Genomic DNA, 26,220 nt, shown 5'->3' on the forward strand with positions numbered 1-26,220 from the left:
TCGGTGCGTTCGGTGCGTTCGGTGCGTTCGGCGTGACGGGCCGTCGGGTCCGGTGCGGGCGGCGGGGCTCAGTCCCAGTCGTCCCGGGACCGGGCCCGCGGCTCGTCCCGGTCCCGGCGGTTGCCGAACGCGGCGGCGAAGTTGACCCCGACGATGCCCGCCCAACTGACGATCAGGCCGATGAAGCCGCCGCTCTGCGGGCTGGCCGCGATCGCGGTCAGCGGGATGCCGAGGACCAGCGAGATCACCGCAAGCCGGTTGCCGGGGAGGCCGAGCCCCGGCCCCGGGCGGTGGGGTCGGCGCCGGTGCGCGGGCTCGTAGTCGTCCATCCGCTCGGCCACCCGGCGCTCGACCCGGGCGTCCAACCGGGCGTCCAGGCGGCTCAGGAACGAGTCGACCAGCTCCGGCTCGTACTCCTTGCCGAGTTCCTTGCGAGCGTGCAGGGCGGCGTCGAGGTCGCGCCGCAGGTCGTCCTGGCGAGTGTCCATGGGACCAGCCTGGGCCCGCGCCGGGGCGCGGTCCATCCGTCGGTGGGGGAATCCGGGCGGGTTCAGGGAGAATTCAGGGTTACCCCGAGCTCCCACCCGCTCGGGCCGTCTCACCCGGCGTCCCGCCGTACGAGACGTCTTTGCCAGGCGCGACGCACTGCTGCACAGTCGTCGTCCGAATCGCTCGCATCCGGAGGTACCGCTGATGACCGCCACCGACGAGGCCGGCACGGTCGGCCCCTCCGCCCGGCTGCTCCAGCTGTTCGAAGGCCACCGACTGACCCCGACCCAGCGGCGGATCGCGCACTCGCTGGTCCGGCACGCCACCGAGGCGCCGTTCCTCTCCAGCGTCGAGGTCGCCGAACTCGCCGGCGTCAGCCAACCGTCCGTCACCCGCTTCGCGGTCGCCCTCGGCTACGACGGCTACCCGGCGCTGCGCAAGCAGCTGCGCGAACTCGGCGCGGGCGAGACCGCCGCGCCGGAGACCCCCGACGACGCGGTGCGCAACGAGCACCAGCAGGCCGTGCTCGCCGAGATCGCCCACCTGCGCCACCTCGCCGAACTCCTCGCCGACCCCGAGCCGATCACCCGCGCCGCCCGGCTGCTCGCCGCCTCCCGCCCGCTGCCGGTGCTCGGCCTGCGGGCCGCCTCCGCGCAGGCGCGCGGCTTCGCCTACTTCGCCGCCAAGGTGCACCCGGACATCCGCCTCCTCGACGAGGGCGGCAGCATGCTCGCCGACCGGCTGGAACAGGCCGCCGCGGCCGGGGCCACCGCGCTGCTCTGCTTCGCGCTGCCGCGCTACCCGCGGGAGCTGATGGACGCGCTGGTGGTGGCCCGCGAGTGCGGGCTGACGGTGCTGACCGTCGCCGACAGCGCCTTCGCGCCGGTCGCCAAGCTCTCCGACCTGATGCTGCCGGCCGCCGTCGGCACCGGGCTGGTCTTCGACACCGCGTGCGCGCCGATGATGCTCGGCCGGGTGCTGTTGCAGCGTATGTGTGACGAACTCCCGGGCGCGGAGGCCAGGTTGGAGGCCATCGAGCAGTCCGCCGCGGCACGTGGCCTGTTTTTGGAGTAGACACGGCGGGGAGTAGCCGTCACGAACCCGGGCATCCCCTACAGCAGGGGGTGCCGCCCATGCGCGTGATCCACGAGATGAAGTTCGTCGCCCGCCTGGCCTCGGGTGTCGACGAATGGTCCTGCCCCACCTGCGGACGCCGCGTCACCCTGCGGCGCCTGCCCGATCCCGAACTGACCGTCCTCGACCCGGGAGACGAGTCCGCCGTGCACGTCGGCGTCATCGAACCCGACGCCCGCGCCGCCGCCGCGGCCGCCGAGAAGTACGGCCTCGGCCCGGTCCAGAACATCCCCCGCCCGCCGACCCCGCCCGCCCCCGACGCCGCCGACCGCCGCTGGCTCGCCGAGATCGGCATCGACTGGGACGGTGACGCCGCGGCCTGACTCAGGCGCGGGGTGCGTACGGCGGCAGTGCGGAGGTGTCCAGTTCGGCGGGCAGCGGCGCGGGCAGCGGGACGGGCTCGCCGTACCTGCCGTGCAGCACGCCCTGGTACTCGCCGTCGCGGGGGTGGGTGCGAAGCGTCCAGACACCCTTGCGGGGGTCGACCGCGAGGAATGCTGGTTCTCCCACCGCGCGGGTAGGGCGACCAGGTCGGGCGTCGCGTGGTCGTCCTCGTCGCCTGGAGAGGCGATGGATGCCGCCTCGTAGGCCCCGAGGCCGGGCAGTCGTGATCCGATCCGTTCGCGCAGCTGCCGCACGGTGCCGGCGTGCTTGCCCCGGCGGGGCGGAGGCAGCAGCAGGGTGCCTCCGATGATCTCGACCCGCAGTCCGGTGCTCTGCTCGATCGCTTCTGCTGCGTGGCGGAGCTTGCCGGGGAGTAGGGGGATGGTCGCCATGGCGTCCTCTGCTGGCCCGAGTGGCTGGTGTTTCCGGCCTCAGGGTACGGCTGGCGGGCGTACCGGCGCGGGCGCTGATCGGATGGGTTCGGGGTCTGGTCGGGAGGTGATTGTTTGGATATATTCAGCCGAGCTGAATCTGAATGAATCCATCCGCAGGGAGGCCAGGACATGGTGCAGCAGGCGAGCGGGCCGCGTGAGGTCAGGGCGGCGCGGGGGACGGGGCTGACGGCGCAGGGGTGGCAGCAGGAGGCGGCCCTGCGGATGCTGATGAACAACCTCGACCCGGAGGTCGCCGAGCACCCGTCGAAGCTGGTCGTGTACGGCGGGACGGGCAAGGCGGCGCGGGACTGGCGCTCGTTCGACGCCATGGTGAGGACGCTGGAGGGGCTGAAGCAGGACGAGACCATGCTGGTCCAGTCCGGGCGGCCGGTCGGCGTCATGCAGACCCACGAGTGGGCGCCGCGGGTGCTGATCGCCAACTCCAACCTGGTCGGCGACTGGGCCAACTGGGAGGAGTTCCGCCGGCTGGAGAGCCTCGGGCTCACCATGTACGGGCAGATGACCGCCGGCTCGTGGATCTACATCGGCACCCAGGGCATCCTGCAAGGCACCTACGAGACCTTCTCGGCCGTCGCCAACAAGCGGTTCAACGGGACGCTGGAAGGCACCATCACCCTCACCGCCGGCCTCGGCGGGATGGGCGGCGCCCAGCCGCTGGCCGTCACCATGAACGGCGGCGTGGCGATCTGCATCGACTGCGACCCGTCCCGGATCGCCCGCCGGATCGAGCACCGCTACCTGGACGTCGAGGCCAAGGACCTCGGGCACGCGCTGGAGCTGGCCACCGCCGCCCGCGACAAGCGGCAGCCGCTGTCCATCGGCGTGCTGGGCAACGCCGCCGAGCTGGTCCCGCAGCTGCTCGCGATGGACGCGCCCATCGACATCGTCACCGACCAGACCAGCGCCCACGACCCGCTCGCCTACCTGCCGGTGGGCGTCGCCTTCGACGACATGGCGGACTACGCGGCGGCCAAGCCCGCCGAGTTCACCCAGCGGGCCCGCGAGTCGATGGCCCGGCACGTCGAGGCGATGGTCGGCTTCCAGGACGCGGGCGCCGAGGTCTTCGACTACGGCAACTCGATCCGCGGTGAGGCCCAACTGGCCGGTTACGACCGCGCGTTCGCCTTCCCCGGATTCGTCCCCGCGTACATCCGGCCGCTGTTCTGCGAGGGCAAGGGCCCGTTCCGCTGGGCGGCGCTGTCCGGCGACCCGCAGGACATCCACAAGACCGACAAGGCCGTCCTCGACCTCTTCCCGGAGAACGAGTCGCTGCACCGCTGGATCAAGATGGCCCAGGAGAAGGTGCACTTCCAGGGCCTGCCCGCGCGGATCTGCTGGCTCGGCTACGGCGAGCGCGACAAGGCCGGCGAGCGCTTCAACGACATGGTCGCCTCCGGCGAGCTGTCCGCGCCGATCGTGATCGGCCGCGACCACCTCGACTGCGGCTCGGTCGCCTCCCCGTACCGGGAGACCGAGGCGATGCTGGACGGCTCGGACGCGATCGCCGACTGGCCGCTGCTCAACGCCATGGTCAACGTGGCCTCCGGCGCGTCCTGGGTCTCCATCCACCACGGCGGCGGCGTCGGCATCGGCCGCTCGATCCACGCCGGCCAGGTCACCGTCGCCGACGGCACCGCGCTGGCCGGCGAGAAGATCCGCCGGGTGCTCACCAACGACCCGGGCATGGGCGTGATCCGGCACGTGGACGCCGGCTACGACCGGGCCACCGAGGTCGCCGCCGAGCGCGGGGTCCGCGTCCCGATGGGTGAGCTGTGACGTCCTCGTTCGAAGAGATGTGGGCGGAGCTGCTCCCCGTGGGCCGCTCCGCCGCCTCCGGCGGCTACCGCCGCTTCGCCTGGAACTCCGCCGACGCCGAGTGCCGGGCCTGGTTCGAGCAGCAGGCCCGTGACCGCGGTCTCGCCTACGAGCTGGACCGCAACGGCAACCAGTGGGCCTGGCTGGGCGATCCGAACGCGGGCGGGGCGGTCGTCACCGGCTCGCACCTGGACTCCGTCCCGGACGGCGGCGCCTTCGACGGCCCGCTCGGCGTGGTCTCCTCCTTCGCGGCCCTGGACGAACTCCGCGCACGCGGGGCCGAGTTCACCCGTCCGTTGGCGATCACCAACTTCGGCGACGAGGAGGGTGCCCGGTTCGGCGTGGCCTGCATCGGCTCCCGCCTGTCCGCCGGCGTGCTCTCCCGCGAGGCCGCGTACGAGCTGCGCGACGCCGACGGCGTCCGGCTGCCCGACGCGATGGAGCGGGCCGGCTACGACCCGGGCGCGATCGGCGCGGACGACGACCGGCTGGCCCGGATCGGCGCCTTCGTCGAACTCCACGTCGAGCAGGGCCGCCTCCTCGCCGAGGACCGGCCGGTCGGCGTGGCCAGCGCGATCTGGCCGCACGGCCGCTGGCGGTTCGACTTCCACGGCGAGGCCAACCACGCCGGCACCACCCGGATCGAGGACCGCCGCGACCCGATGCTGACGTACGCCAACACCGTGCTCGCGGCCCGCAAGAAGGCCCGGCAGGCGGGCGCGCTGGCCACCTTCGGCAAGGTCGCGGTCGAGCCCAACGGCACCAACGCGATCGCCTCGCTGGTACGCGGCTGGCTGGACTCCCGGGCCGCCGACGAGGCGACGCTCACCGCGCTGGTCGAGGAGATCGAGCAGGCCGCCGCCGAGCGCGGCGGGCGCGACGGCGTCCGGGTCGAGCTGACCCGCGAGTCCTACACCCCGGTGGTGGACTTCGACGGCCCGCTGCGCGACCGGCTCGCCAAGCTGCTGGACGCCCCGGTGCTGCCCACCGGCGCCGGACACGACGCCGGGATCCTGGCGTCGGCCGTCCCGACCGCCATGCTGTTCGTGCGCAACCCCAGCGGGGTGTCGCACTCCCCGGCCGAGCACGCCGAGGAGGCCGACTGCCTGGCCGGGGTCGCCGCCCTCGCCGACGTACTGGAGGACCTGGCGTGTCGCTGAGCCCATTGACCTCGGGGACCGAGCCGGTGGCGTACTGGGCGCAGCACGCCTGGCTGCCGTACGACAACGGGCCGGTGGTCGAGCCGGACGTGCTGATCACCGTCGGCCCCGGCGGCCGGATCACCGCGGTGACCCCGGACAGCGGGCCCTGCCCGCCCGGGGCCGTCCGCCTCGACGGGCTGCTGCTGCCCGGCCAGGCGAACGCCCACTCGCACGCCTTCCACCGGGCGCTGCGCGGCCACGTCCAGGTCGGCTCCGGCACCTTCTGGACCTGGCGCGACACCATGTACCGGTTCGCCGGGGCGCTCGACCCGGACCGCTACCTGGCGCTCGCCACCGCCGTCTACGCCGAGATGGCGCTGGCCGGGGTCACCGCCGTCGGCGAGTTCCACTACCTGCACCACGCCCCCGGCGGCGCCCGCTACGACGACCCCAACGCGATGGGCGAGGCGCTGATCGAGGCCGCCGCCCGGGCCGGCATCCGGATCACCCTGCTCGACACCTGCTACCTGTCCGCCGGCTTCGGCGCCGAGCCGACCAGGCCGCAGCAGCGGTTCAGCGACGGCGACGCCGAGGCCTGGGCGGTGAGGGCGGACGCGCTCAAGCCCCGCGAGCACGCCCGGATCGGCGCCGCCGTCCACTCGGTGCGGGCCGTCCCGGCCGAGCAACTGGGCACCGTCGCGCAGTGGGCGGCGGTGCGCGAGGCGCCGCTGCACGTCCACCTGTCCGAACAGACCGCCGAGAACGACGCCTGCCTCGCCGCGCACGGCGTCACCCCGACCCGGCTGCTCGCCGACCACGGCGTGCTCGGCCCGCGCACCTCGGCCGTGCACGCCACCCACCTCACCGACGAGGACGTCCGGCTCCTCACCGACACCTCCACCACCATCTGCATGTGCCCCACCACCGAGCGGGACCTCGCGGACGGCATCGGCCCGGCCCGCCGGCTCGCCTCGGCGGGCTGCCCGGTCACCCTGGGCAGCGACAGCCACGCCGTCATCGACCCGTTCGAGGAGGCCCGCGCCCTGGAGCTGAACGAGCGGCTGCGCACCCGCACCCGCGGGCACTGGACGGCCAACCTCCTGCTGCGGGCCGGCACCGAGGACGGGCACGCCTCGCTCGGCTGGCCGGAGGCGGGGCGGGTCGAGGCCGGTGCGCTCGCCGACTTCACCGTCATCGCCCTGGACTCGGTGCGCACCGCGGGCCCGCCGCCCCGGCTCGGCGCCGAGACCGCCGTCTTCGCGGCCTCGGCGGCCGACGTGCGGCACGTCGTGGTCGGCGGCCGGCAGATCGTCCGGGACGGCGTGCACCAGCTCGTCGCGGACGTGCCGGGCGCGCTGCGGGACTCGATCGGCGCCCTGGACCACTGAGTCGTTCTCCAACTTCCCCCGGAAGGCTTCGTCTTGAGCAGCAGGACCACCTTGATCACGGGCATCGGCAGCCTGGTCACCAACGACCCCGGGCACGGCACCGGGCCGCTCGGCCTGCTCACCGACGCGGCCGTGGTGCTGGACGGCGGCACCGTCGCCTGGGTCGGCCCGGCGGCGCAGGCCCCGGCAGCGGACGAGCGCTTCGACGCCGAGGGGCGGGCGCTGCTGCCCGGCTTCGTCGACTCGCACGCCCACCTGGTGTTCGCGGGGGACCGTACGGCCGAGTTCAACGCCCGGATGTCCGGGCAGGCGTATTCGGCGGGCGGCATCCGCACCACGGTGGCGGCCACCCGGGCGGCGAGCGACGCCGAACTGGAGGCCAACCTGGCCGGGTTCGTCCGGGAGGCGCTGCGGCAGGGCACCACCACGATCGAGTGCAAGTCCGGCTACGGGCTGACGGTCGAGGACGAGGCGCGGGCGCTGCGGATCGCGGCCCAGCACACGCCGGAGACGACGTACCTGGGTGCGCACGTGGTGGCCCCCGAGTACGCCGAGGACCCGGCCGGGTACGTCGACCTGGTCACCGGCGAGATGCTGGAGGCCTGCGCCCCGCACGCCCGCTGGGTGGACGTGTTCTGCGAGCAGGGCGCCTTCGACGGCGACCAGGCGCGGGCTGTTCTGACGGCGGGGATCGAGAAGGGCCTCACGCCGCGAGTGCACGCCAACCAGCTCTCCTACGGGCCCGGCGTGCAGCTCGCGGTGGAGCTGGGGGCCGCTTCGGCGGACCACTGCACCCACCTGACGGACGAGGACGTGGCGGCGCTGGCGGGGTCGGCGACGGTCGCGACGCTGCTGCCGGGTGCGGAGTTCTCCACCCGGGCCGAGTACCCGAGCGGGCGGCGGCTGCTCGACGCGGGGGCCGTGGTGGCACTCTCCACCGACTGCAACCCGGGCTCCAGCTTCACCAGTTCGATGGCGTTCTGCATCGCGGTTGCGGTCCGGGAGATGGGCATGACCCCGGACGAGGCGGTGTGGGCGGCGACAGCGGGCGGTGCGCACGCGCTGCGTCGCGGCGACGTCGGGACGGTCGCGGTCGGCTCCCGGGCGGACCTGCTGCTGCTGGACGCGCCCTCGCACGTCCACCTGGCCTACCGCCCGGGCGTGCCACTGACGGCGGCGGTCTGGCGCGCGGGCGTCCGGGAGGTCTGAGTCCGGATCACTTCACGTCGCCCCGTCGAGCCGCGGCTCGACGGGGCGACGTGAAGTGATGCGGCAGCCGGAACGGCCAGCATGCCGCGATGCCGATTTATCCCAAGGTCGTCAGGGCTGACGGTAGGCGCGGACAAGCAGGGTGTCTGCAGCGCGTGCACTCGGTACGGTGGGAGAGAGCCGGTCGACACTGATCTTCGTGAACCCCGCCTCGTCCAACAGCTTCGTCCAGACGGTCTCCTGGAGAACCCAGCGGCGCATGGTTGCCGGGGCGCCGTCCGGGGTACGGGCCGGAACGTCGGCGTGCTGGACGTCCGGTTCAGCGGGGGCACCACCGAGGTAGTGGCCCAGAGTGGAGGCGGCCAGCAGTCCGCCGGGTCGAAGGGCGCGGGCAGCGGCCGGAAGCAGTCGGCGGGGGTCGGCGAAGTCGAGGCTGCCGAACACGGAGTAGAGCACGTCGTACTCGTCTGGATGCTCCTCCAGGTGCGCGGTCGCGTCTGCGCGTACCGTGCGCAGGTGCGGTGCGAGGTGGCCGTAGAGGTCGCAGGCCATCGCGTGCTGCGCGGGGGAGGCATCGACGGCATCGACCCGAGCCGGAGCGTAGTGGGTGACGAGGTGGGCGGCATGACGGGCGGCGCCCGCGCCGAGGTCGGCCACGACGAGGCCGGTGAAGTCCCCCAGCACCTCGACTCCTGGCCCGCCGTCCTGGGCCCAGACCCAGTGGAAGGCGCCGGGGACGGTCCGCTCCGTGTCGGCGCGGGCGCGGCCGTAGTGGTGCCAGAGGTCCGGCGCGACAGCTTGGGTACGAGAGGGGGTGGTCGTCACCCGGGTCATCCTCGCGCCCGGTGTGCGCCGGCGCAGGGGTTCGGGTGAACTCCACTCTTCCGGGTCGCGGTGGCCTCGGACTGAGCCTGGGGCCACCGCAACTATCCCGTCAGTGCGAGTCGTTGCCGGGGTGGCAGGGGCTGCACTTGGCGGCATCCGCCCACAGCGGCAGGTCCACGTCTTAACCGTCCGCTGCGATGAGCTGGGCGGTGCGCAGCACGGTGCCGTCGTCCTTGTACTCGACCTGTCAGCCGAAGCGCAGGACCTGGGTGCTGCCACCGGCCAAGACACGCTCGTAGTCGCACTCACCGTTGAGCGAGCGGTAGTTGATGACCGGATCGCCGGCTCGTACGAGGGTGGTCGCGCATCCGAGGCACCAGGGCTGTGGCGGGTGTACGTCGAGATCCTCGATCACTGCGGGAGCAGAGCACTGCGTGCAGTCCGCCATCGGATCCTCCCCGGGGTCAGGCCCAGGTGGAGCCGCACGCGGTGCAGCCCCATCGGCCGTCCATGGTCTGGTAGGTGGCGCTCGATCCGCAGACCGGGCAGGCGCGGGCACTCGGCTCGTCGGCCCGCTCCAGCAGGGTACTGGGCGTCGGGGCGGTGGCGGGTTCAGTCTCGGTGACGGGCTTGTCGAGCAGGACGCTGCTCATGACGTCTCCCTCAGGATGGCTCCCCGCTGTTCACGGTCGACGCCACCAGCGCCCGGGCGGACCTGTACTGGATCGGTGTACACACGGCGCTGGGCACCCCGACGAGGGCGTGCCGTATGCGGCGCGGATCGCGCCAGGCCAGCTGCCGACCGCTGAGCGCCGGGCTCGGTACGGCACGGACTGTGCGCGCATGTGGCACCGCCTCGGCGCCCACCGCAAGACGTTCACGTTGCTGCGGTTCACCGAGCAGGTCGCCCCGGAGGAGGTGCGCCGGCCTGCTCTGCGGGCGCTCACAGCGGACCTGCTGTACGCGCCGGTCACGGTGCCCGGCGTGCGGGAGCTTGCGGCGCGCACAGGTGTCGCATAGGGATGACGGCCCCTGCGGGGTGGACGCTGGTGGCGAAATCGATCAGCGGCGTCCGGCGGCAACGGTCAAGAGTGCATCCTCTGGCCGCAGGTGGAACCCAGCTCTGCCGACTTGGCCGCATTCTCCCTGCCGGCGGCCTCTTGCGGGGAGCAAGAGGCCGCCGGAACGATTCGTTCAGGGGGCGGTGGTGAGGTGGTCGAACTCGCCGGCCTTGGCGCCCCGGAGGAAGTCGGCGAGCTTGAGGCGGGTGGTGCGGACGATGACGTCGCCCTCATCGGACTCCCGGAGTTCGACCAGCCCGTCAAGCGCACGTATCTCGACGCAGTTGTTGGCCGCTTCACTGAAGCTGGACTTCTGCCACTCGGTGCTATTCATACTTGCCGTTCATTTCCTTCGTGATCGAGCGAATAAGATCTCGCGACTCTCGTTCCGGGAGCGCGACAGCTTCGATGCGCTCAAAGATTGCGCGGTAGCCCGCCAGTTGGGCGGGCGAGTCGAAGATGTGGGACCCGTGCGACGAGTCAGCCTGGACCGTGTCCAGCTCGGGCACTGGTCCCTCCGCATAGATCAGATTCTCACTGGGGCCGGGGAAGTCGGCCGTAGCAAAGGGCACGACTCGCAGTGAGACGCCGGGAAGATGGGAGTCGCTGACGAGTGCATCGAGCTGGTCTCTGAGCACCACAGGCCCGCCGTACTGGATGCGCAACGCCGCCTCGTGGATGAGCGCCATGTAAGGCGTTTCGCCGGACCGGATGATCTGTTGTCTCCGTAGGCGGAAGTTCACTCGGCGGCCGATCTCGCGATCCGGGAGAGGGGTGAAACCGCTCGCGAACACCGCAGTCGCATACGAGTTCGTCTGAAGTAGTCCCGGGATGATGCCAATGGTGAAGCTCTTGAGTCTCTTCGCGTGACCTTCGATTTCTGCCACATCGATCGGGGCGGCCGCGAGTGCCGCTCGATACTCGTCCCACCAGGCCGAGTCTCGCTCCCTGGCCATGTCGGCAAGCGCTTCGACCAAGGGCGCATTGGCGCACATGCAGGCCTCTGCGATCTCGTGCAGACGCGCCACGGTGACGGCTGATTTCCCGATCTCCATCTGACTCACCAGGGCGGGAGTCACGCCGAGTAGACGGGCGAGGTGGCTGCCGCCGAAGCCGACTTGCTCTCTCATCCTTCGCAGTTCGGCGCCGAGTCGTCGCTGACGGAGGGTGGGGACTCGAAGGGGCATGGCGTCCTCTCTGCCGGTGCAGAGGCCAGTGTGCCGCGCCGGGCGCCTGTGGATCCATCCGGACTTCTTCCCTCGTGAGGAGGAACCTTCTCCCGTTTGGCTTTAATTAAAGAGCGGATGCGCTACTGTCGTTTCTGGCTTGATCCGACGGATCGTCAGTAATGCCTGCATGCACGGCAGTAGGCGCCTGCTGCCCGCACGCCGAAGAGCAGCCGCCGCCCCGGCCTGGCTCACGGCGACGACCGTCACCACCTCTCCCCACACCACAGCCTCACGGAGGTTCCCGTGTGCACCCGTAACACCCCCTCGCTCACCCTCTCCCGGCAGGCCCTGCGGGACGCCATGACCCGCAGCGGCTGGGACGCCGACGCCATCTTCAACGCCGAACTCGCCCTCTGCGAGCTCATCGTCAACGCCTGGCGGCACGGCGACACCCCCGCGCCCGTCGTCTGGTTCTCCGTCCTCGGCCGCACCCTCCGGGTCACCGTCTCCGACGAGAGCGACGCCCTCCCCCGGCAGCGAACCCCCGCCGATTTCGCCGAGTCCGGCCGGGGCCTCCAGCTCGTCGCCGGGCTCACCCGCCGCTGGGGCGTCGACCCGCAGAAGCGTGGCAAAACCATCTGGTACGAGCTGGAGCTGGACTCCCTCGCGTGACCCGCGACCCCGTCGTTCCGGAGGACTCCCGGATGCGCGACTACACCAAGCCCCACATCATGGACCTCCTGGGCGAGTTGCACAGGCGCGGCCTGCCGCACGGGCTCCTCTGGGGATCCGCCTCGCCCGGCGAAACGACCCTCGACGGCCGCATCCTGATCGACTTCGGGAATGCGCCGGTCAGCACTCTGCTCAACCTCCTCCACCTGCTCCGCGACCTGGACGATGACGACGAGGGGTGGCGCCAGTGAAGCTCTTCATCGTCGCGGTCCTCCTCGCCCTCCTCGCCCTCGCGATCGCCACCGTAGCCCTCGGCGTCCTCGCGACCCTCAAGATGCCCCGCCCCGAGGAGCGCGACGAGCAGCGCTGAAACACGCGAAGGCCCTCGCCCACCCAGGGCGAGGGTCGCGCGGTTGCCCGCTCTGAGTCAGTCCGCCTGAAGCTCCTTCGCCACCTGCTCCGCCAACACGCGGGCGCCCTCAAGGCGCGGGTCCTCGGGATGCGCGTACGGCCCGAGGATCTTCGCCGCGACGAACAAGGTCATCAGCTTGCCGTCCCGGCTCGCGAAGTCGCCGCTCCGCTCGACGCGGACGCGATCGGCCAGCGCCGGTACGGCAAGCGACGCCGCCCACAGGGTGGCAGCGTCCAGACCACGTGGGGCCATGCCCCAGTCCTCCCAGTCGAAGAGGCAGAACTCGGGCGCTGTCACGTTCGCCCAGTTCAGGTCCGCGTGCGCCGGACACCACCCGCTCACCGTGGCATCGACGTCCGGGAACACCTGACGGATCGTCTGAGCCACCAGCTCCTGGGTGATGGTCTCCGTGTCCGGCGTGGCGATCCGATTCGTCCGCTGGCCGGCGAGCGCATCGAGAGAGGCGTTCAGCTCCGACCACCATCCGGGCGGCAGCCGGGGCTCCTCGGCCACGACTGCGGACCCCGCTGGGGTGGATGGCAGCAGTTCGGTCTCGTCGGCCCGCCACATCACCGGCTCGGCCTCGTCCCGCCAGGCGAGGCCGGCCAGCCACGCGGGCTTCGCGATACCGTGCAGGGCCTCGGCGGAGGGGGTGCCGTCCCCGCCCTGGGCGCCGATCCGGTCGAGCCCCCGCCGCTCGATGCGTACCCACGTGCCACGCGCCGTGCCTGCTCCCACGGATCGGCGTTTGCGGACCACCGCAGCCCTGTCGAGCCGCGTCCCCAAGGCCGTCTCGACACGTCCCAGCACCTCGTCCACCGGTACCCGGCGCAGATCCGTCATCGGGCAACGGTAGCGATGCCAGGCGGGGTCGGATCCGCTCCCCAAGGCCCGGTCCACGGGCAGATCGGCTTTCCTGCGCGGTCAGGCGGTCTCTATGCGGCGGGGACCAGGCTGCGGCGTCGGGTCGTACGGGCGCCGCTCAGCCCACGCCCAACGACCGCCGCAAGAAATCCAGTTCGTGCCGGAGCAGGTGCTCCACCACGGCCTCGTCGGTCGGCCGGTGGCCGGTGCCACGCAACGGCAGGACCTCGTGCGGGCGGCCGGCGGCGAGCAGGGCACTGGACAGCCGCAGGGCGTGGGCGGGGTGCACGTTGTCGTCCACGAGGCCCTGGATCAGGAGCAGCGGGCGGCTCAGCTTCGGCGCCTCGGCGATCAGTGAGCCGCTGTCGTAGTGCTCGGGGTGCTCGTCGGGGTGGCCGAGGAAGCGCTCCTGCCAGTGGGTGTCGTAGAGCCGCCAGTCGGTGGGGGCCGCTCCGGCCGACGCGGCGTGGAAGACGTCCGGGCGCCGCAACACGGCGAGCGCGGCGAGGTAGCCGCCGTAGGACCAGCCGCGGATGCCGACCCGGTCGAGGTCGAGCACTCCCGGCCGCAGCCGGGCCGTCTCCCACAGGCCCTCGATCTGGTCCTCCAGGGCGGGCCCGGCCTTGTCGCCGTAGACCGTCTTCTCCCAGTGCGGCCCGCGCCCCGGAGTGCCGCGGCCGTCCACCACCAGCACCGCGAAGCCCTGGTCGGCGAACCACTGGGACACCTGCTCGTGCCAGGCGCCGCCGGTGGTGGCCTTCTGCATCGCGGGCCCGCCGTACGGGTCGAGCAGGACGGGCAGCGGGGTGCCGTCGGGATGGTGGCCGGTGGGCAGGAAGAGGTTGGCGCGCAGTTCGCGCGGGCCGAGGCGGAGCAGCTCGGGGCGGGCGGTGACGACGGGCGCTTCGGTGTACGAGGTGAGCGGCAGCGGCGGGCGGCCCTCCCGCAGAACGGTGGCGCGGCCGTCGGTGGTGAGGACCAGCGTGCCGCCGCGCTCGACGCCGCCGTGTACGCCGGGCCCGCTGCTCAGCCTTTGTACGCCGTATCCCGGTTCGTACGTCCACAGGTGGGTCTCGGTGGGCTCCTCGGAGGCGGTGAACAGCACCGTCTCGCCCTCCGTCCCGAGGACGGCCCGCAGCTGTAGCCCCGCAGGGGTGACCGGCTCACCGTCGACGGTCAGGTGCCGGGTGTCGCCGAGGTCGGCGGTGTCGACCAGCGCCCCGCCCGCCGTCCGCACCGGCAGTCCCGGGAGCAGTTCGACCCACCGCGGGTCGGTCCGCTCGGCGAGCACCCGGGTGTCCCCGTCCGCCCCGATCGCCAACGTACGGACGGTGCGCTGGTCGCGGCTCTGCACGGCGGCGTACGGGCCGTGGTCGTCCCAGCCGGCGGCGGTGAGGTACTCGAAGGCGGCGCGGTCCCAGCGGACCTCCGTGCGGGTGCGGCGGCCGTCCAGCCCGAGCAGCCAGAGCGTGACGTCGGCGTTGGCGGTGCCGGCCAGCGGGTAGCGGATGGCGCGCGGGGGGTGCTGCGGGTCGGTGGGGTCGGCCAGGAAGAGCCGGGTAAGCGCACCGGCATCGACCCGGGCGACCAGCAGGGCGGTGCCGTCGGGGGACCACCAGTGGCCGCGGGTGCGGTGCATCTCCTCGGAGGCGACGTGCTCGGCGAGGCCGTAGCCGACGTCCTCGGCCTCCGGCTCGGCCAGCGCCCGGTCGCCCGTACCGTCCGCACCGGCCACCCGCAGGACGCCGCCGCTGACGTAGGCGATCCGGCGGCCGGTCGGGTCGAGGCGGGGATCCACCGGCTGCTCGGCGGAGGCGAGCGGGCGGAGCGAACCCGAGGCGGTGTCGGCCAGCCACAGCGTGCCGTCCAGCGCGAAGGCGGCGAGCCGACCGGTGGCGTCGGTGCTGTACGCGGCGATGCCGCCGGAGGCGCCCAGCGCGGCCGGGTCGGCGACCAGCCGTTCCCGGCCGGTGGCGGTGTCGAGCGCCCAGAGGCAGGCGAGCGGGTCGGTGCCGCCGCGGCTGCGCAGGAACAGGACGGCGGCGCCGTCGGCGGTGATGCCCGGGTGGGCGGGGGCGCCCAGGGTGAAGCACCGGGTGCGGGCGAGCTGGCGCGGTAACGGGTCGGTCGTCATGCCGGGCACCATAGGCACGGCCTGTGTGGCGCTGTCGAGCGAAAAACGGCCGGGGCCGCCGCGGATCTCAGGAATCCGCGGCGGCCCCGGAGCGGGCTGGTGTGGGCGTCAGTGGACGTCGCCCATGAGCGTGACGACCCGCTTGCGGTACATCGCCAGCGCGAGGCCGGCGACGATCGCCATGCCGCCCTGGACCGCGAAGTACCAGCTGCTGCCGACCACCTTGTCGCCCAGCACCAGCTGGAAGATGGCGGCCACGCAGTCACCGGCGGTGACGGCGAGGAACCAGACGCCGACCATCTGGCTGGCGTACTTGGCGGGCGCCAGCTTGGTGGTCACGGACAGGCCGACGGGGGAGAGGGCGAGCTCGCCGACGGTCTGGACCAGGTAGACCATGGCCAGCCACAGCGGGGTGACCTTGGTGTCGCCGGTGGCGGCGGCCATCGCCAGCATCATGACCATGAAGGAGGCGCCGATCATCAGCAGACCGAAGGCGAACTTCATGGTGGTGCTGGGGTTCTTCGACCGGCGGGCCAGGGCGACCCAGAGCCAGGCGAAGACCGGGGCCAGCGCCATGATGTACAGCGGGTTGAGCGACTGGAACCAGCTGGACGGGAAGTTGATCCCGAACAGCGTCGAGGCGGTGTGGTCCTTGGCGAAGACGTTCAGCGTCGAGCCGGACTGGTCGTAGATCATCCAGAACACGGCGGCGGCGACGAAGAACCAGATGTAGCCGCTCATCTTGGACTGCTCGTCGGCGCTGAGGTCCTTGTCGCGCTTCACCTTGGCGAACACGAAGAAGGGGATCGCCAGGCCGGCGATGGACAGCGGCCAGACGGCCCAGTCGATGGTGAAGTGGCCGGTGGAGACGACGATGCCGTAGAAGACGACCGCCGCGGCCAGCCAGATGCCGGCCTTGCGGAAGATCTTGCGCTTCTCGTCCGCGCCGATGGGCGAGGTCACGATGTCGCTGGTGGGGCTCAGGTGGCGGGTGCCCAGCAGGAACTGGAGCAGGCCGAGCGCCATGCCGATGCCGGCCAGGGCGAAGCCCAGGTGCCAGTCGACCTTCTGGCCGACGGTGCCGACCACCAGCGGGGCGAAGAACGCGCCGAGGTTGACGCCCATGTAGAAGATCGTGAAGCCGCCGTCGCGGCGCGGGTCGTTCGGGCCGTCGTAGAGGTGGCCGACCATCGTGGAGATGTTGGCCTTGAGCAGGCCCGAGCCCACCGCGATGCAGACCAGACCGGCGAAGAACGCGCCGGTGAACGGCACGGCCAGCAGGAAGTGGCCGAGCATGATGATCGTGCCGCCGATGGCGACCGTCTTGCGGGCGCCGAGGAAGCGGTCGGCGATCCAGCCGCCCGGGAGGGCCAGCAGGTAGACCATGGCCGTGTAGACGCTGTACACGGCGCCGGCGGTCGCCAGCTTCATGCCGAGGCCGCCGTCCGTGACGGAGGCGGTCATGTAGAGCACCAGCAGGGCGCGCATGCCGTAGTAGCTGAAGCGCTCCCACATCTCGCTCAGGAAGAGCGTGGCGAGCCCTCGGGGGTGACCGAGGAAGGTCTTGCCGCTGGGCGAGGCCGGGGTGAGGCCGGCTTCCAGGGTGGTAGACGCCATGAGTAGGGGTTCCTTGCCTGACAGCGTCCGCCAAGGGGGGTGGCGGCGGACGTGGACGGAACCACTCTACGTGGCGATATTTAGCGTTATCAGATGACAAAAGCCACGAATCAGGTATGGGAATGGCAAAGTCCGTGACAGATCTGCCCGATCTATCCATGGTAGACGGGCAAATTTCCCTTCAATTTCAAGATTGAAGGCCGGATTCTTCGCCGAACGGCCGGTCTGTGACGGCGTGTTGAGCCTGGAGGGACTCTTGTGTAACGATCACGCTCTGTGAACTACCTCACAAGGCAGTCCGCCATACCCGGGCGGACTACCATCACCACATGACCTGTGTGCTGCTCGCCGAGGACGATCCGGCGATCTCCGAACCGCTCGCCCGAGCCCTGCGACGTGAGGGCTATGAGGTGCTCGTCCGCGAGGACGGTCCGACCGCACTGGCCGCGGGCCTGACCGAGGAGGTCGACCTCGTCGTCCTCGACCTCGGCCTGCCCGAGATGGACGGCCTGGAGGTCTGCCGTCGCCTGCGCGCCGACGGCAAGAGCTGCCCCGTCCTGGTGCTCACCGCCCGCGCGGACGAGGTGGACACCGTGGTCGGCCTCGACGCCGGTGCCGACGACTACGTGACCAAGCCCTTCCGCCTGGCCGAACTGCTCGCCCGCGTCCGCGCCCTGCTCCGGCGCGGCAACGTCGACCAGCTCACCACCGGCGCGCACGGGGTGAAGATCGACATCGAGTCCCACCGCGCCTGGCTCGGCGAGGAGGAGCTCACCCTCTCCGCCAAGGAGTTCGAGCTGCTGCGCGTCCTCGTCCGGGACGCCGGCCGGGTGGTCACCCGCGAGGAGATCATGCGGCAGGTCTGGGACACCACCTGGTGGACCTCCACCAAGACCCTGGACATGCACATCTCCTGGCTCCGCAAGAAGCTCGGTGACGACGCGGCGAACCCGCGCTACATCGCCACCGTGCGCGGAGTGGGGTTCCGGTTCGAGAAGAATTAGCCCCGTACGGAGAACGCGGCCGGGAGTCGGCCGATGAAGCGGAGCACCTCGGGGAGCGGCAGCGTGAAACGCCGGATGATCAACTCGCTGCTGGGCGTCGTCCTGGTGGTGGTCGTGGTGTTCTGCGTGCCGCTCGCCCTGGTCGAGAAGCGCACCATCGTCAACTCGGCCCAGGACCGGGTGGACGCGTCCGCCGTCCGGGTGCTCGCCCTGGTCGAGAACCGGCTCTCCGCGGGCGAGCCGGTCACCGGCCGGGCCTTCGACAACCAGGTCACCGAGGGCAGCTACGTCGAGGTGCAGATCCCCGGCCAGGACGTCGTCTCCAGCGGCGAACGCCTGGCCGGCGGCCACCTGCTGAAGGCCGTCGAACGCGGCAACAGCGGCGAGGTCGTCACCGTCGAGCAGTCCCGCGCGGACGTCGACCACGAGATCGCCAACATGCTGCTGCTGCTCGGCGTGGTCGCCCTGCTGGCCGTCCAGGCCGCCGTGGCGCTCGCCGTCTGGCAGGCCAAACGGCTCGCCCGGCCGCTCACCGACCTGGCCGAGACCGCCGAACGGCTCGGCTCCGGCGACCCGCGCCCCCGCGACCGCCGCTACGGGGTGCCCGAACTCGACCGGGTCGCCGAGGTGCTGGACACCAGCGCCGAGCGGATCGCCCGGATGCTCACCGCCGAACGCCGGCTCGCCGCCGACGCCTCGCACCAGCTGCGCACCCCGCTCACCGCGCTCTCCATGCGGCTGGAGGAGATCACCGCCCTCGCCGAGGAGCCGGAGACCGTCAAGGAGGAGGCGACCATCGCCCTCCAGCAGGTCGAACGGCTCACCGACGTCGTCCAGCGGCTGCTCACCACCCAGCGCGACCCGCGCAGCCCCACCGCGGTGGCCTTCGACCTGGACGAGGTGATCAAGCAGCAGGTCGAGGAGTGGGGCCCGTCGCTGCGCGAGACCGGCCGGGTGCTGTCCCTGGAGGGTCTGCACGGGGTCACCGCCGTCGGCACCCCGGGCACCGTCGCCCAGGTGCTGGCCACCCTGATCGAGAACTCGCTGATGCACGGCGCCGGGACGATCACCCTGCGGGTCCGGCCCTCCGGCACCTCGGTGGTGGTCGAGGTGCAGGACCAGGGCGCCGGCGTGCCGCCGGACCTCGGGAACCGGGTGTTCGAGCGCGCCGTCAGCGGCCGCAACTCCACCGGCATCGGCCTGGCCGTCGCCCGTGACCTCGCGGAGGCGGACGGCGGGCGGCTCGAACTGCTCTCGCTGAAGCCCGCGGTGTTCGCGCTCTTCCTCGGCCGCAGCCACGCGGACTGAGCCGGGGCGGGTGCGGCCGGGGGTGCGGCCGGGGGTACGGCCGTCCAGAGCGGACGGTCAGTCGGCTACTCGGCCTTGGCGTAGCGGATCTGCTCGGCGGCCAGCATCAGTTCGGCCTGGGCGGCCAGCTCCTGGCCGCTGGTGCCGGTGGTGCCGCCGGTGCCGCTCGCTTCCTGCGCGACCGGCTCGGGCAGTGCCTTGAACACCCAGGTCCGGTACGAGAAGAAGCGGAACACGGTGGCCACCGCGAGGCCGGCCACCTTGGCGCCCAGCTGCTCGTAGTGCGAGTCGAGGCCGAGCACGTACACCGAGAAGCCGAGCACTCCGGTCTCGATCAGCATGCCGATGCCGCTGTACACCAGGAACAGCGTGATCTCCCGCTTGCGCGAGGCGGCGTCGCGGTCCCGGTACAGCCAGTAGCGGTAGCCCAGGTAGTTGGTGGCGATGGCGATCAGCGTCGCCGCGATGTTGGACCGCAGCGAGGCCAGGCCCAGCCCGTTGAGGCACACCCAGAACACGGCGAAGTTGACCACCACGCCGCTCAGGCCGACCAGGCCGAACTTCACCACTTCGCCTGACAGCCCCCGCAGTTTCTGCGAGAGCGAAGGGCTCGAAGCTGCGGTCGTCGCCATACCGGGCTGCCTCCATGTGCCTGCGGGTCGAAGAGCGGATCGCGTGGACGCGTCCACCCCTTGAGCCCTGCGTGCACGCACATGATCGGACTGCGCAGACCAGGACCTAGCCGTCCAGGCTACCCGCTTCCACCGAACGGCTCAGCCCCCAGGGCTCCGGGTTGACTGGGACGTCCAGCCCACCCCAGCGGTTCCACCGCCCCCGACCGGCCCGGATATCCTGGCGGGGTGACTTCCCCGGGCAATGTGAATTTTCCAGTGGTGGGCATGATCGGCGGCGGGCAGTTGGCCCGCATGGCACACCAGGCGGGCATCCCGCTCGGGGTCAGGTTCAAACTCCTCGCCGACACGCCCCAGGACTCCGCCGCACAGGTGGTCTCCGACGTCGTCCTCGGCGACTACCGCGACCTCGACACGCTGCGCCGCTTCGCGGCCGGCTGCGACGTGATCACCTTCGACCACGAGCACGTCCCCACCGAGCACCTGCGGGCCCTGGAAGCCGACGGCATCGCCGTCCGGCCCGGCCCGGACGCGCTGGTCAACGCCCAGGACAAGGGCGTCATGCGGGCCAAGCTCGACGCCATCGGCGTGCCCTGCCCCCGGCACCGGATCGTCGCCGACCCGGCCGACGTCACCGCCTTCGCCGCCGAGGGCTCCGGCTACCCGGTCGTGCTGAAGACCGTCCGCGGCGGCTACGACGGCAAGGGCGTCTGGGTCGTCGACGGCGAGGAGGACGCGCAGGCGCCGTTCCTGGCCGGCGTCCCGGTGCTCGCCGAGGAGAAGGTCGACTTCGTCCGCGAGCTCGCCGCCAACGTCGTCCGCTCGCCCAGCGGCCAGGCCGTCGCCTACCCGGTGGTGGAGAGCGTCCAGGAGAACGGCGTCTGCGCCGAGGTCACCGCCCCCGCGCCCGACCTCGACCCGGCCCTCTCCGACGAGGCCCAGCAGCTGGCCCTGCGCATCGCCGGCGACCTCGGCATCACCGGCCACCTCGCCGTCGAACTGTTCCAGACCAGGGACGGCCGGATCCTCGTCAACGAGCTCGCCATGCGCCCCCACAACTCCGGGCACTGGACCCAGGACGGCGCCGTCACCTCGCAGTTCGAGAACCACCTGCGGGCCGTCCTCGACCTCCCGCTCGGCGACCCCCGGCCGCGCGCCAAGTGGACCGTCATGGTCAACGTCCTCGGCGGCGACTACCCGGACATGTACCACGCCTTCCTGCACTGCATGGCCCGCGACCCCGGCCTGCGGATCCACATGTACGGGAAGGACGTGAAGCCCGGCCGCAAGGTCGGCCACGTCAACGTCTTCGGGGACGACCTCGACGACGTCCGCGAGCGCGCCCGCCACGCGGCCGCCTACCTGCGAGGAACGATCACCGAATGACCTCCTCCCCTTCGAGCCCGCTCGTCGGCATCGTCATGGGCTCGGACTCCGACTGGCCCGTCATGGAGGCCGCCGCCCAGGCCCTCGACGAGTTCGAGATCCCCTACGAGGTCGACGTCGTCTCGGCGCACCGGATGCCCCGCGAGATGGTCGCGTACGGCGAGAACGCCCACCGGCGCGGCCTCAAGGCCATCATCGCCGGCGCCGGCGGCGCCGCCCACCTGCCGGGCATGCTCGCCTCCGTCACCCCGCTGCCCGTCATCGGCGTGCCGGTGCCGCTGCGCTACCTGGACGGCATGGACAGCCTGCTGTCCATCGTCCAGATGCCGGCCGGCGTCCCGGTCGCGACCGTCTCGGTGGCCGGCGCGCGCAACGCCGGCCTGCTCGCCGTGCGGATGCTGGCCGCGTTCGACCCCGAACTGACCGAGCGGATGACCGACTTCCAGGCCGAGCTGAACAACCAGGCCACCGAGAAGGGCAAGAAGCTCCGCGCCAAGGTGGCCGGATCCTCCTCCTTCGGCTTCGGCAAGTAACCCCGGTGGTGGGGGTGGGGTAGAACAGCCGGTATGACTACCGATCCGGACTCCCCCACCCCGTTGGACCGCGCCCGGGCCCTGCTGCGCGCCGCCCCCGTGGTCGACGGCCACAACGACCTCCCGTGGGCGATGCGCGAGCAGGCCGGGTACGACCTCGGCGCGGTCGACCTCGCCGCCGACCAGAGCGACCGCCTGCACACCGACCTCGCCCGCCTCGCGGAGGGCGGGGTCGGCGCGCAGTTCTGGTCCGTCTACGTGCCGACCCGGCTGGCCGGCGACCACGCGGTGAGCGCCACCCTGGAACAGATCGACTTCGTCCACGCCCTGGTCGAGCGCTACCCCGACCGGCTCCGGCTCGCCCGCACCGCCGACGACATGGAGGCCGCCCGCGCCGAAGGCCGGATCGCCTCCCTGATGGGCGCCGAGGGCGGCCACTCCATCGACTGCTCGCTCGCCACCCTGCGTGCTCTCCACGAGCTCGGCGTGCGCTACCTGACGCTCACCCACAACGACAACGTGCCGTGGGCCGACTCCGCCACCGACAAGCCGGCGGCCGGCGGGCTGACCCGGTTCGGCGAGGAGGTCGTCCGGGAGATGAACCGGCTCGGCATGCTCGTCGACCTCTCGCACGTCTCCGCCGACACCATGCGCGACGCCCTGCGGGTCACCGAGGCGCCGGTCGTCTTCTCGCACTCCTCGGCCCGCGCCGTCTGCGACCACCCGCGCAACATCCCGGACGACGTGCTCGCCCAGCTGCCCGCCAACGGCGGGGTGGCGATGGCGACCTTCGTCCCCAAGTTCATCCTGCCCGCCGCCATCGAGTGGACCCTGGCCGCCGACGAGAACATGCGTGCCCACGGCTTCCACCCGCTGGACACCACCCCGCCGGCCATGGAGCGCCAGCGCGCCTTCGAGGCCGCCAACCCGCGCCCGATCGCCACCCCGGCCACCGTCGCGGACCACCTCGACCACCTGCGCGAGGTCGCCGGCATCGACCACATCGGCATCGGTGGCGACTTCGACGGCACCGCCTTCCTGCCCGACGGCCTGGACTCGGTGGCCGGCTACCCCAACCTGGTCGCCGAACTCCTCGGCCGCCACTGGTCGGAGGCCGACCTCGCCAAGCTCACCTGGCACAACGCCGTCCGCGTCCTGCGCGACGCCGAGTCCGTCGCCGCCGGGCTGCGGGCCAGCCGCCGCCCGTCCATCGCCACCATCGCCCAACTGGACGGCGCGAAGGGCTGAGGTCAGCCCAGCCGCGGGATCTCGATGGCCGGGCACCTGTCCATCACCATGGCGAGCCCGGCCGTCCTGGTCCGCGCGTATGCGGCCTCGTCCACCACCCCGAGCTGGAACCAGACCGCCTTCGCCCCGGCCGCCACCGCCTGGTCGGCCACCTCCCCGGCCAGCGCGCTGTTCACGAACACGTCCACCACGTCGACCGGGAACGGGATCTCGGCGAGCGAGGCGTAGCCGGGCTCGCCGAGGACCGTCTCGGCCTTCGGGTGCACCGGCACGACGCGCTTGCCGTACCGCTGGAGCACCCCGGCCACCCCGTAGGCGGCCCGGGCGGTGTTGTCGGACAGGCCGACCACCGCCCAGGTGTCGCCGGTGCCGGTGAGGATCTCGCGAACCGTCGCGTCGTCGCCGTAGCTCGTCATGCCGGTGCCAACGACGACCACGGGCGCCGGATTCCCGAGAGCCCCGTACGGAGAGGTCAGTCGAAGTACGCCTGCACCTGGCGGATGAAGGCGGGCCAGCGGCTGCCCGGCGAGCGCGAGCCGAGCTTCGCGTGGTTGAGGCTCGCCCGCAGGTTGTCCTTCAGCCGGACCGGGGAGTTCATGACGGCCTCGTTGCGACGGGCCAGCCGGTTGAGCTCCTCAGGGGTCGGCCAGCGGTCGCTCTTGGCGCTGTTGCACGCCCCGTGGGTCGGGGCGAGGTTCCACGGGCGGTCCAGGTCCGGTTGCGACCCGCCCGGCACGAAGTCGAATCGCCTCATGAGCGAGAACGGGAAGACGTGGTCGACGGCGGCCTTGTCCTCGGCGGTGATCGGCTCGTCGCAGATCAGGCAACGTCCGTACTGGAAGCCGATCAGGGCGTCGATGACCCCGGTGACGGGTCGGCGGCGGCGTCGGTCCATGAGGAGCCACTGCTCCACGTCCACATCGAGCTCGTCGGCGAGCAGGCCTCGGCCGATGCCCAGGGCGAAGGCGGACTCCACGATGCTCCAGCGTGCCGCCAACTCCGTCCGTAGCCCGGCGGCCTGCTCCGACGTCGCGATCTGCTGGAGGGCGGGAGTGAGCAGGACGACGCGATCCCGTCCACGCCCGGACAACTCGTAGAAGCGGTGTGCGACCTCGGTGCCGCCCGCGAGGTTGTGGAACCGGTCCATGACCATGTCCGGCATCGACTTGCAGGCGGCTTGGAGGAGTCGCTCGGTGGGGCGTCCGGCGGCCAGGCACTCGTCGGTCTCCTGCGCGGAGACGGCGAGGAAGTCGTCGTCCCCGCCCATGGCCGGTGCCTGCGGGGCGTCGCGCAACCGGGTGACCAGAGCCATGGAGTACGGCTCGGCCAGCTCCTGCAGCGGCACCTCGGTGTGTCCGGCGGCCGCGCACTCCAGCAGGGCGGATCCCAGCGCGAACTTGTACGTGCGGGCGTTGCGGCCCATCAGGACGGCCTGTCGCCAGGCGGTGCGTGGCGTCGGCTCTCGCCGGTAGAACTCTGTCGTCATCGCGTGCTCCGGGTCGGTCGAACGGGAGGCGTAACTTCAGAACGAAGGGCGGAATTCCAGACGCGCCCGCCCCCAGGGGCCTGGGGGCGGGCGCGAGAAGTGTCGGCCAGGTGTCAGCTGGGGCGGCCGAGGGCGCGGTACGTCCAGCCGGCGGCGCGCCAGGCGTCGGCGTCCAGGACGTTGCGGCCGTCGAGGAGGCGGCGCTCGGCGACCACGGCGCCGAGGTCGGCCGGGTCCAGCTCGCGGAACTCGGCCCACTCGGTGAGGTGCAGGACGACGTGGGCGCCCTCGGCGGCCTCCAGGGCCGAGTCGGCGTAGGCGAGCGAGGGGAACATCTTGCGGGCGTTGTCGACGGCCTTCGGGTCGTAGACGGTGACCTGGGCGCCCTGGAGCTGGATCTGGGCGGCGACGTTGAGCGCGGGGGAGTCCCGGATGTCGTCCGAGTTGGGCTTGAACGCGGCGCCGAGGACGGCCACCCGGCGGCCCAGGAAGCCGCCGCCGCACTGCTCGCGGGCCAGCTCCACCATCCGGGAGCGGCGGCGCATGTTGATCGAGTCGACCTCGCGCAGGAAGGTCAGCGCCTGGTCGGCGCCGAGTTCGCCGGCCCGGGCCATGAACGCCCGGATGTCCTTGGGCAGGCAGCCGCCGCCGAAGCCCAGGCCGGAGTTGAGGAACTTGCGGCCGATCCGTTCGTCGTGCCCGAGCGCGGTGGAGAGCAGCGTGACGTCGGCTCCGGCCGCCTCGCAGACCTCGGCCATCGCGTTGATGAAGGAGATCTTGGTGGCCAGGAAGGAGTTGGCGGCGGCCTTCACCAGCTCGGCGGTCGCGTAGTCGGTGACCAGGAACGGCACCCCGGCCGCGATCGGCTCGGCGTACACCTCGCGCAGCAGCTGCTCGGCGCGCTCGCTGTGGGCGCCGACGACGATCCGGTCCGGGCGCAGGGTGTCCTGGACGGCGAAGCCCTCGCGCAGGAACTCCGGGTTCCAGGCGAGTTCGGCGCCCGCGCCGACGGGTGCCAGCGCGGCCAGCCGCTCGGCGAGCCGGCTCGCCGAGCCGACCGGCACGGTGGACTTGCCGACCACCAGGACCGGGCGGGTCAGGTACGGGGCGAGGCCGTCGATCGCGCTGTCGACGTACGACATGTCGGCGGCGAACTCGCCCTTGCGCTGCGGGGTGTTGACGCAGACGAAGTGCACGTCGCCGAACTCCGCGGCCTCCTGGACGGAGCTGGTGAAGCGCAGCCGGCCGGTCGAACCCTCGTGCCCGGCGACGTGCTTGAGCAGCAGCTCGGACAGCCCCGGCTCGTACATCGGGACGCGGCCGGCGGTCAGCGTGGCGATCTTGTCGGGGTCGATGTCCAGGCCCAGCACCTCGAAGCCGAACTCGGCCATCGCGGCCGCGTGCGTGGCACCGAGGTAGCCGGTGCCGATCACGGAGATGCGGAGGGTCACGGGTTCCCCTTTGTGCGGACTCGACCTGTACGGGTGCCTCTGATGCTATCCGCCCCGACGGATCCGGCCTCGATCGCCTGTGCGCCGGGGACGCTAGGCAGCCGCAGGTCGGAGCCCTAGGATCTCTACTGAACGGTAGTTAACCCCGGATTGACTTCGATCACTGGACGAGGCGGGCATCATGGCGGGCAGCGCAGGGGCGGCTGACTTCGATCTCTTCCGTATCTCCGAGGAGCACGAGATGCTCCGTGAGGCGGTGCGTTCGCTGGCCGAGGCGAAGATCGCTCCGTTCGCGGCGGAGGTGGACGAGCAGGGGCGGTTCCCGCAGGAGGCGTTGGACGCGTTGCGGGGGAGTGACCTGCATGCGGTGCACGTGCCGGAGGAGTTCGGTGGTGCGGGGGC

General features: G+C 71.9%; 30 protein-coding genes. 16 read left to right on the forward strand and 14 right to left on the reverse strand.

Annotated elements, in window-relative coordinates; translation table 11 throughout:
• Window positions 1–68: 68 nt before the first annotated feature.
• On the reverse strand, window positions 69–488 hold the full coding sequence (locus tag AB0O19_RS32115; protein WP_363624633.1) for a hypothetical protein: 420 nt from the start codon (window positions 486–488) through the stop codon (window positions 69–71).
• Between the two features lie 205 nt (window positions 489–693).
• Between AB0O19_RS32115 and AB0O19_RS32120 the strand changes: the two genes are divergently transcribed.
• Together AB0O19_RS32120 and AB0O19_RS32125 are read left to right on the forward strand one after the other, a co-directional pair.
• The gene (locus AB0O19_RS32120; RefSeq protein WP_363588063.1) at window positions 694–1,563 is read left to right on the forward strand and encodes a MurR/RpiR family transcriptional regulator; all 870 of its coding nucleotides are present in this window, start codon (window positions 694–696) and stop codon (window positions 1,561–1,563) included.
• Between the two features lie 59 nt (window positions 1,564–1,622).
• The gene (locus tag AB0O19_RS32125; protein ID WP_363624635.1) at window positions 1,623–1,946 is read left to right on the forward strand and encodes a hypothetical protein; all 324 of its coding nucleotides are present in this window, start codon (window positions 1,623–1,625) and stop codon (window positions 1,944–1,946) included.
• Between the two features lies 1 nt (window position 1,947).
• On the opposite strand, the gene AB0O19_RS32130 is transcribed toward AB0O19_RS32125, so the two are convergent.
• The gene (locus tag AB0O19_RS32130) at window positions 1,948–2,133 is read right to left on the reverse strand and encodes a hypothetical protein (protein WP_363624637.1); all 186 of its coding nucleotides are present in this window, start codon (window positions 2,131–2,133) and stop codon (window positions 1,948–1,950) included.
• Window positions 2,134–2,570: 437 nt separating this feature from the next.
• Here AB0O19_RS32130 and hutU point away from each other — a divergent pair, with 437 nt between their 5' ends.
• Genes hutU through hutI form a run of 4 tightly spaced genes read left to right on the forward strand, consistent with a single transcriptional unit; the run spans window position 2,571 to window position 8,016 of the window.
• On the forward strand, window positions 2,571–4,238 hold the full coding sequence (gene hutU, locus AB0O19_RS32135; protein WP_363588055.1) for a urocanate hydratase: 1,668 nt from the start codon (window positions 2,571–2,573) through the stop codon (window positions 4,236–4,238).
• A 17-nt stretch (window positions 4,239–4,255) separates the two neighbouring features.
• On the forward strand, window positions 4,256–5,437 hold the full coding sequence (locus tag AB0O19_RS32140) for an allantoate amidohydrolase (RefSeq protein ID WP_363588085.1): 1,182 nt from the start codon (window positions 4,256–4,258) through the stop codon (window positions 5,435–5,437).
• Window positions 5,428–6,807, forward strand: coding sequence for a formimidoylglutamate deiminase (locus tag AB0O19_RS32145; protein ID WP_363588053.1), 1,380 nt, complete (start codon window positions 5,428–5,430; stop codon window positions 6,805–6,807). Before AB0O19_RS32140 ends, AB0O19_RS32145 begins: the two co-directional genes overlap by 10 nt.
• 33 nt (window positions 6,808–6,840) lie before the next feature.
• Entirely contained in the window at window positions 6,841–8,016 is a 1,176-nt protein-coding gene (gene hutI / locus AB0O19_RS32150) for an imidazolonepropionase (RefSeq protein WP_363624639.1), read from the forward strand.
• A gap of 111 nt (window positions 8,017–8,127) precedes the next feature.
• Here hutI and AB0O19_RS32155 read toward each other — a convergent pair whose 3' ends face one another.
• The 3 genes from AB0O19_RS32155 to AB0O19_RS32165 form a co-directional block, all read right to left on the reverse strand.
• Window positions 8,128–8,841 (reverse strand): class I SAM-dependent methyltransferase, encoded by a 714-nt coding sequence (locus tag AB0O19_RS32155; RefSeq protein ID WP_363624641.1) that lies wholly within the window; start codon window positions 8,839–8,841, stop codon window positions 8,128–8,130.
• 247 nt (window positions 8,842–9,088) lie between these two features.
• Entirely contained in the window at window positions 9,089–9,256 is a 168-nt protein-coding gene (locus AB0O19_RS32160; RefSeq protein WP_363588048.1) for a hypothetical protein, read from the reverse strand.
• Between the two features lie 49 nt (window positions 9,257–9,305).
• Complete coding sequence (locus AB0O19_RS32165) at window positions 9,306–9,494, reverse strand: transposase (RefSeq protein ID WP_363624643.1); 189 nt, start codon at window positions 9,492–9,494, stop codon at window positions 9,306–9,308.
• A 190-nt stretch (window positions 9,495–9,684) separates the two neighbouring features.
• Between AB0O19_RS32165 and AB0O19_RS32170 the strand changes: the two genes are divergently transcribed.
• Window positions 9,685–9,861: a hypothetical protein gene (locus tag AB0O19_RS32170; RefSeq protein ID WP_363624645.1), complete on the forward strand. Its 177-nt coding sequence runs from the start codon at window positions 9,685–9,687 to the stop codon at window positions 9,859–9,861.
• 174 nt (window positions 9,862–10,035) lie between these two features.
• Here the strand turns inward: AB0O19_RS32170 and AB0O19_RS32175 are convergent, their stop codons facing one another.
• Entirely contained in the window at window positions 10,036–10,236 is a 201-nt protein-coding gene (locus tag AB0O19_RS32175; protein ID WP_363624647.1) for a DUF397 domain-containing protein, read from the reverse strand.
• Entirely contained in the window at window positions 10,229–11,089 is an 861-nt protein-coding gene (locus AB0O19_RS32180; RefSeq protein WP_363624649.1) for a helix-turn-helix transcriptional regulator, read from the reverse strand. Before AB0O19_RS32180 ends, AB0O19_RS32175 begins: the two co-directional genes overlap by 8 nt.
• Window positions 11,090–11,374: 285 nt before the next feature.
• On the opposite strand from AB0O19_RS32180, the gene AB0O19_RS32185 reads away from it, so the two are divergent.
• The 3 genes from AB0O19_RS32185 to AB0O19_RS32195 are packed head-to-tail and all read left to right on the forward strand — an operon-like array spanning window position 11,375 to window position 12,113.
• The gene (locus tag AB0O19_RS32185) at window positions 11,375–11,743 is read left to right on the forward strand and encodes an ATP-binding protein (RefSeq protein ID WP_350877349.1); all 369 of its coding nucleotides are present in this window, start codon (window positions 11,375–11,377) and stop codon (window positions 11,741–11,743) included.
• Window positions 11,740–11,994, forward strand: coding sequence for a hypothetical protein (locus tag AB0O19_RS32190; RefSeq protein ID WP_363588041.1), 255 nt, complete (start codon window positions 11,740–11,742; stop codon window positions 11,992–11,994). Before AB0O19_RS32185 ends, AB0O19_RS32190 begins: the two co-directional genes overlap by 4 nt.
• Window positions 11,991–12,113 carry a hypothetical protein gene (locus tag AB0O19_RS32195; protein ID WP_363624651.1) on the forward strand — a complete coding sequence of 41 codons (123 nt, stop codon included), beginning with the start codon at window positions 11,991–11,993 and terminating at the stop codon, window positions 12,111–12,113. Before AB0O19_RS32190 ends, AB0O19_RS32195 begins: the two co-directional genes overlap by 4 nt.
• A gap of 57 nt (window positions 12,114–12,170) precedes the next feature.
• On the opposite strand, the gene AB0O19_RS32200 is transcribed toward AB0O19_RS32195, so the two are convergent.
• The 3 genes from AB0O19_RS32200 to AB0O19_RS32210 form a co-directional block, all read right to left on the reverse strand.
• Window positions 12,171–12,998: a hypothetical protein gene (locus AB0O19_RS32200; RefSeq protein ID WP_363588038.1), complete on the reverse strand. Its 828-nt coding sequence runs from the start codon at window positions 12,996–12,998 to the stop codon at window positions 12,171–12,173.
• Window positions 12,999–13,137: 139 nt separating this feature from the next.
• Window positions 13,138–15,153 carry a prolyl oligopeptidase family serine peptidase gene (locus tag AB0O19_RS32205; RefSeq protein ID WP_363624653.1) on the reverse strand — a complete coding sequence of 672 codons (2,016 nt, stop codon included), beginning with the start codon at window positions 15,151–15,153 and terminating at the stop codon, window positions 13,138–13,140.
• A 108-nt stretch (window positions 15,154–15,261) separates the two neighbouring features.
• Window positions 15,262–16,770: an oligopeptide:H+ symporter gene (locus AB0O19_RS32210; protein ID WP_363588034.1), complete on the reverse strand. Its 1,509-nt coding sequence runs from the start codon at window positions 16,768–16,770 to the stop codon at window positions 15,262–15,264.
• A gap of 329 nt (window positions 16,771–17,099) precedes the next feature.
• On the opposite strand from AB0O19_RS32210, the gene AB0O19_RS32215 reads away from it, so the two are divergent.
• Together AB0O19_RS32215 and AB0O19_RS32220 are read left to right on the forward strand one after the other, a co-directional pair.
• A complete protein-coding gene (locus tag AB0O19_RS32215) occupies window positions 17,100–17,774 on the forward strand; it encodes a response regulator transcription factor (protein WP_030290974.1) in 675 nt (224 codons plus the stop codon).
• Window positions 17,775–17,837: 63 nt separating this feature from the next.
• The gene (locus tag AB0O19_RS32220; protein WP_363588083.1) at window positions 17,838–19,082 is read left to right on the forward strand and encodes an ATP-binding protein; all 1,245 of its coding nucleotides are present in this window, start codon (window positions 17,838–17,840) and stop codon (window positions 19,080–19,082) included.
• Between the two features lie 65 nt (window positions 19,083–19,147).
• Here AB0O19_RS32220 and AB0O19_RS32225 read toward each other — a convergent pair whose 3' ends face one another.
• Window positions 19,148–19,714, reverse strand: coding sequence for a GtrA family protein (locus AB0O19_RS32225; protein WP_363624655.1), 567 nt, complete (start codon window positions 19,712–19,714; stop codon window positions 19,148–19,150).
• Window positions 19,715–19,960: 246 nt separating this feature from the next.
• On the opposite strand from AB0O19_RS32225, the gene AB0O19_RS32230 reads away from it, so the two are divergent.
• Genes AB0O19_RS32230 through AB0O19_RS32240 form a run of 3 tightly spaced genes read left to right on the forward strand, consistent with a single transcriptional unit; the run spans window position 19,961 to window position 22,881 of the window.
• Window positions 19,961–21,100: a 5-(carboxyamino)imidazole ribonucleotide synthase gene (locus tag AB0O19_RS32230; RefSeq protein WP_363624657.1), complete on the forward strand. Its 1,140-nt coding sequence runs from the start codon at window positions 19,961–19,963 to the stop codon at window positions 21,098–21,100.
• Entirely contained in the window at window positions 21,097–21,633 is a 537-nt protein-coding gene (gene purE / locus AB0O19_RS32235; protein ID WP_063349101.1) for a 5-(carboxyamino)imidazole ribonucleotide mutase, read from the forward strand. The genes AB0O19_RS32230 and purE overlap by 4 nt, the downstream gene beginning before the upstream one ends.
• 33 nt (window positions 21,634–21,666) lie before the next feature.
• Complete coding sequence (locus AB0O19_RS32240; RefSeq protein WP_363624659.1) at window positions 21,667–22,881, forward strand: dipeptidase; 1,215 nt, start codon at window positions 21,667–21,669, stop codon at window positions 22,879–22,881.
• 2 nt (window positions 22,882–22,883) lie between these two features.
• Here the strand turns inward: AB0O19_RS32240 and AB0O19_RS32245 are convergent, their stop codons facing one another.
• The 3 genes from AB0O19_RS32245 to AB0O19_RS32255 all read right to left on the reverse strand — a co-directional run bounded on the left by AB0O19_RS32245 (window position 22,884) and on the right by AB0O19_RS32255 (window position 25,818).
• Complete coding sequence (locus AB0O19_RS32245; RefSeq protein ID WP_363588081.1) at window positions 22,884–23,297, reverse strand: CoA-binding protein; 414 nt, start codon at window positions 23,295–23,297, stop codon at window positions 22,884–22,886.
• Window positions 23,298–23,353: 56 nt separating this feature from the next.
• Window positions 23,354–24,367, reverse strand: a complete 1,014-nt coding sequence (locus AB0O19_RS32250) for an HNH endonuclease (protein WP_363624661.1) — start codon at window positions 24,365–24,367, stop codon at window positions 23,354–23,356.
• A gap of 113 nt (window positions 24,368–24,480) precedes the next feature.
• On the reverse strand, window positions 24,481–25,818 hold the full coding sequence (locus AB0O19_RS32255; RefSeq protein ID WP_363624663.1) for a UDP-glucose/GDP-mannose dehydrogenase family protein: 1,338 nt from the start codon (window positions 25,816–25,818) through the stop codon (window positions 24,481–24,483).
• A 181-nt stretch (window positions 25,819–25,999) separates the two neighbouring features.
• Here AB0O19_RS32255 and AB0O19_RS32260 point away from each other — a divergent pair.
• On the forward strand, window positions 26,000–26,220 hold a 221-nt coding region (locus tag AB0O19_RS32260; protein WP_363624664.1), incomplete at its 3' end, for an acyl-CoA dehydrogenase family protein.

This window comes from Kitasatospora sp. NPDC091276, assembly GCF_040684355.1.
GTDB lineage: Bacteria > Actinomycetota > Actinomycetes > Streptomycetales > Streptomycetaceae > Kitasatospora.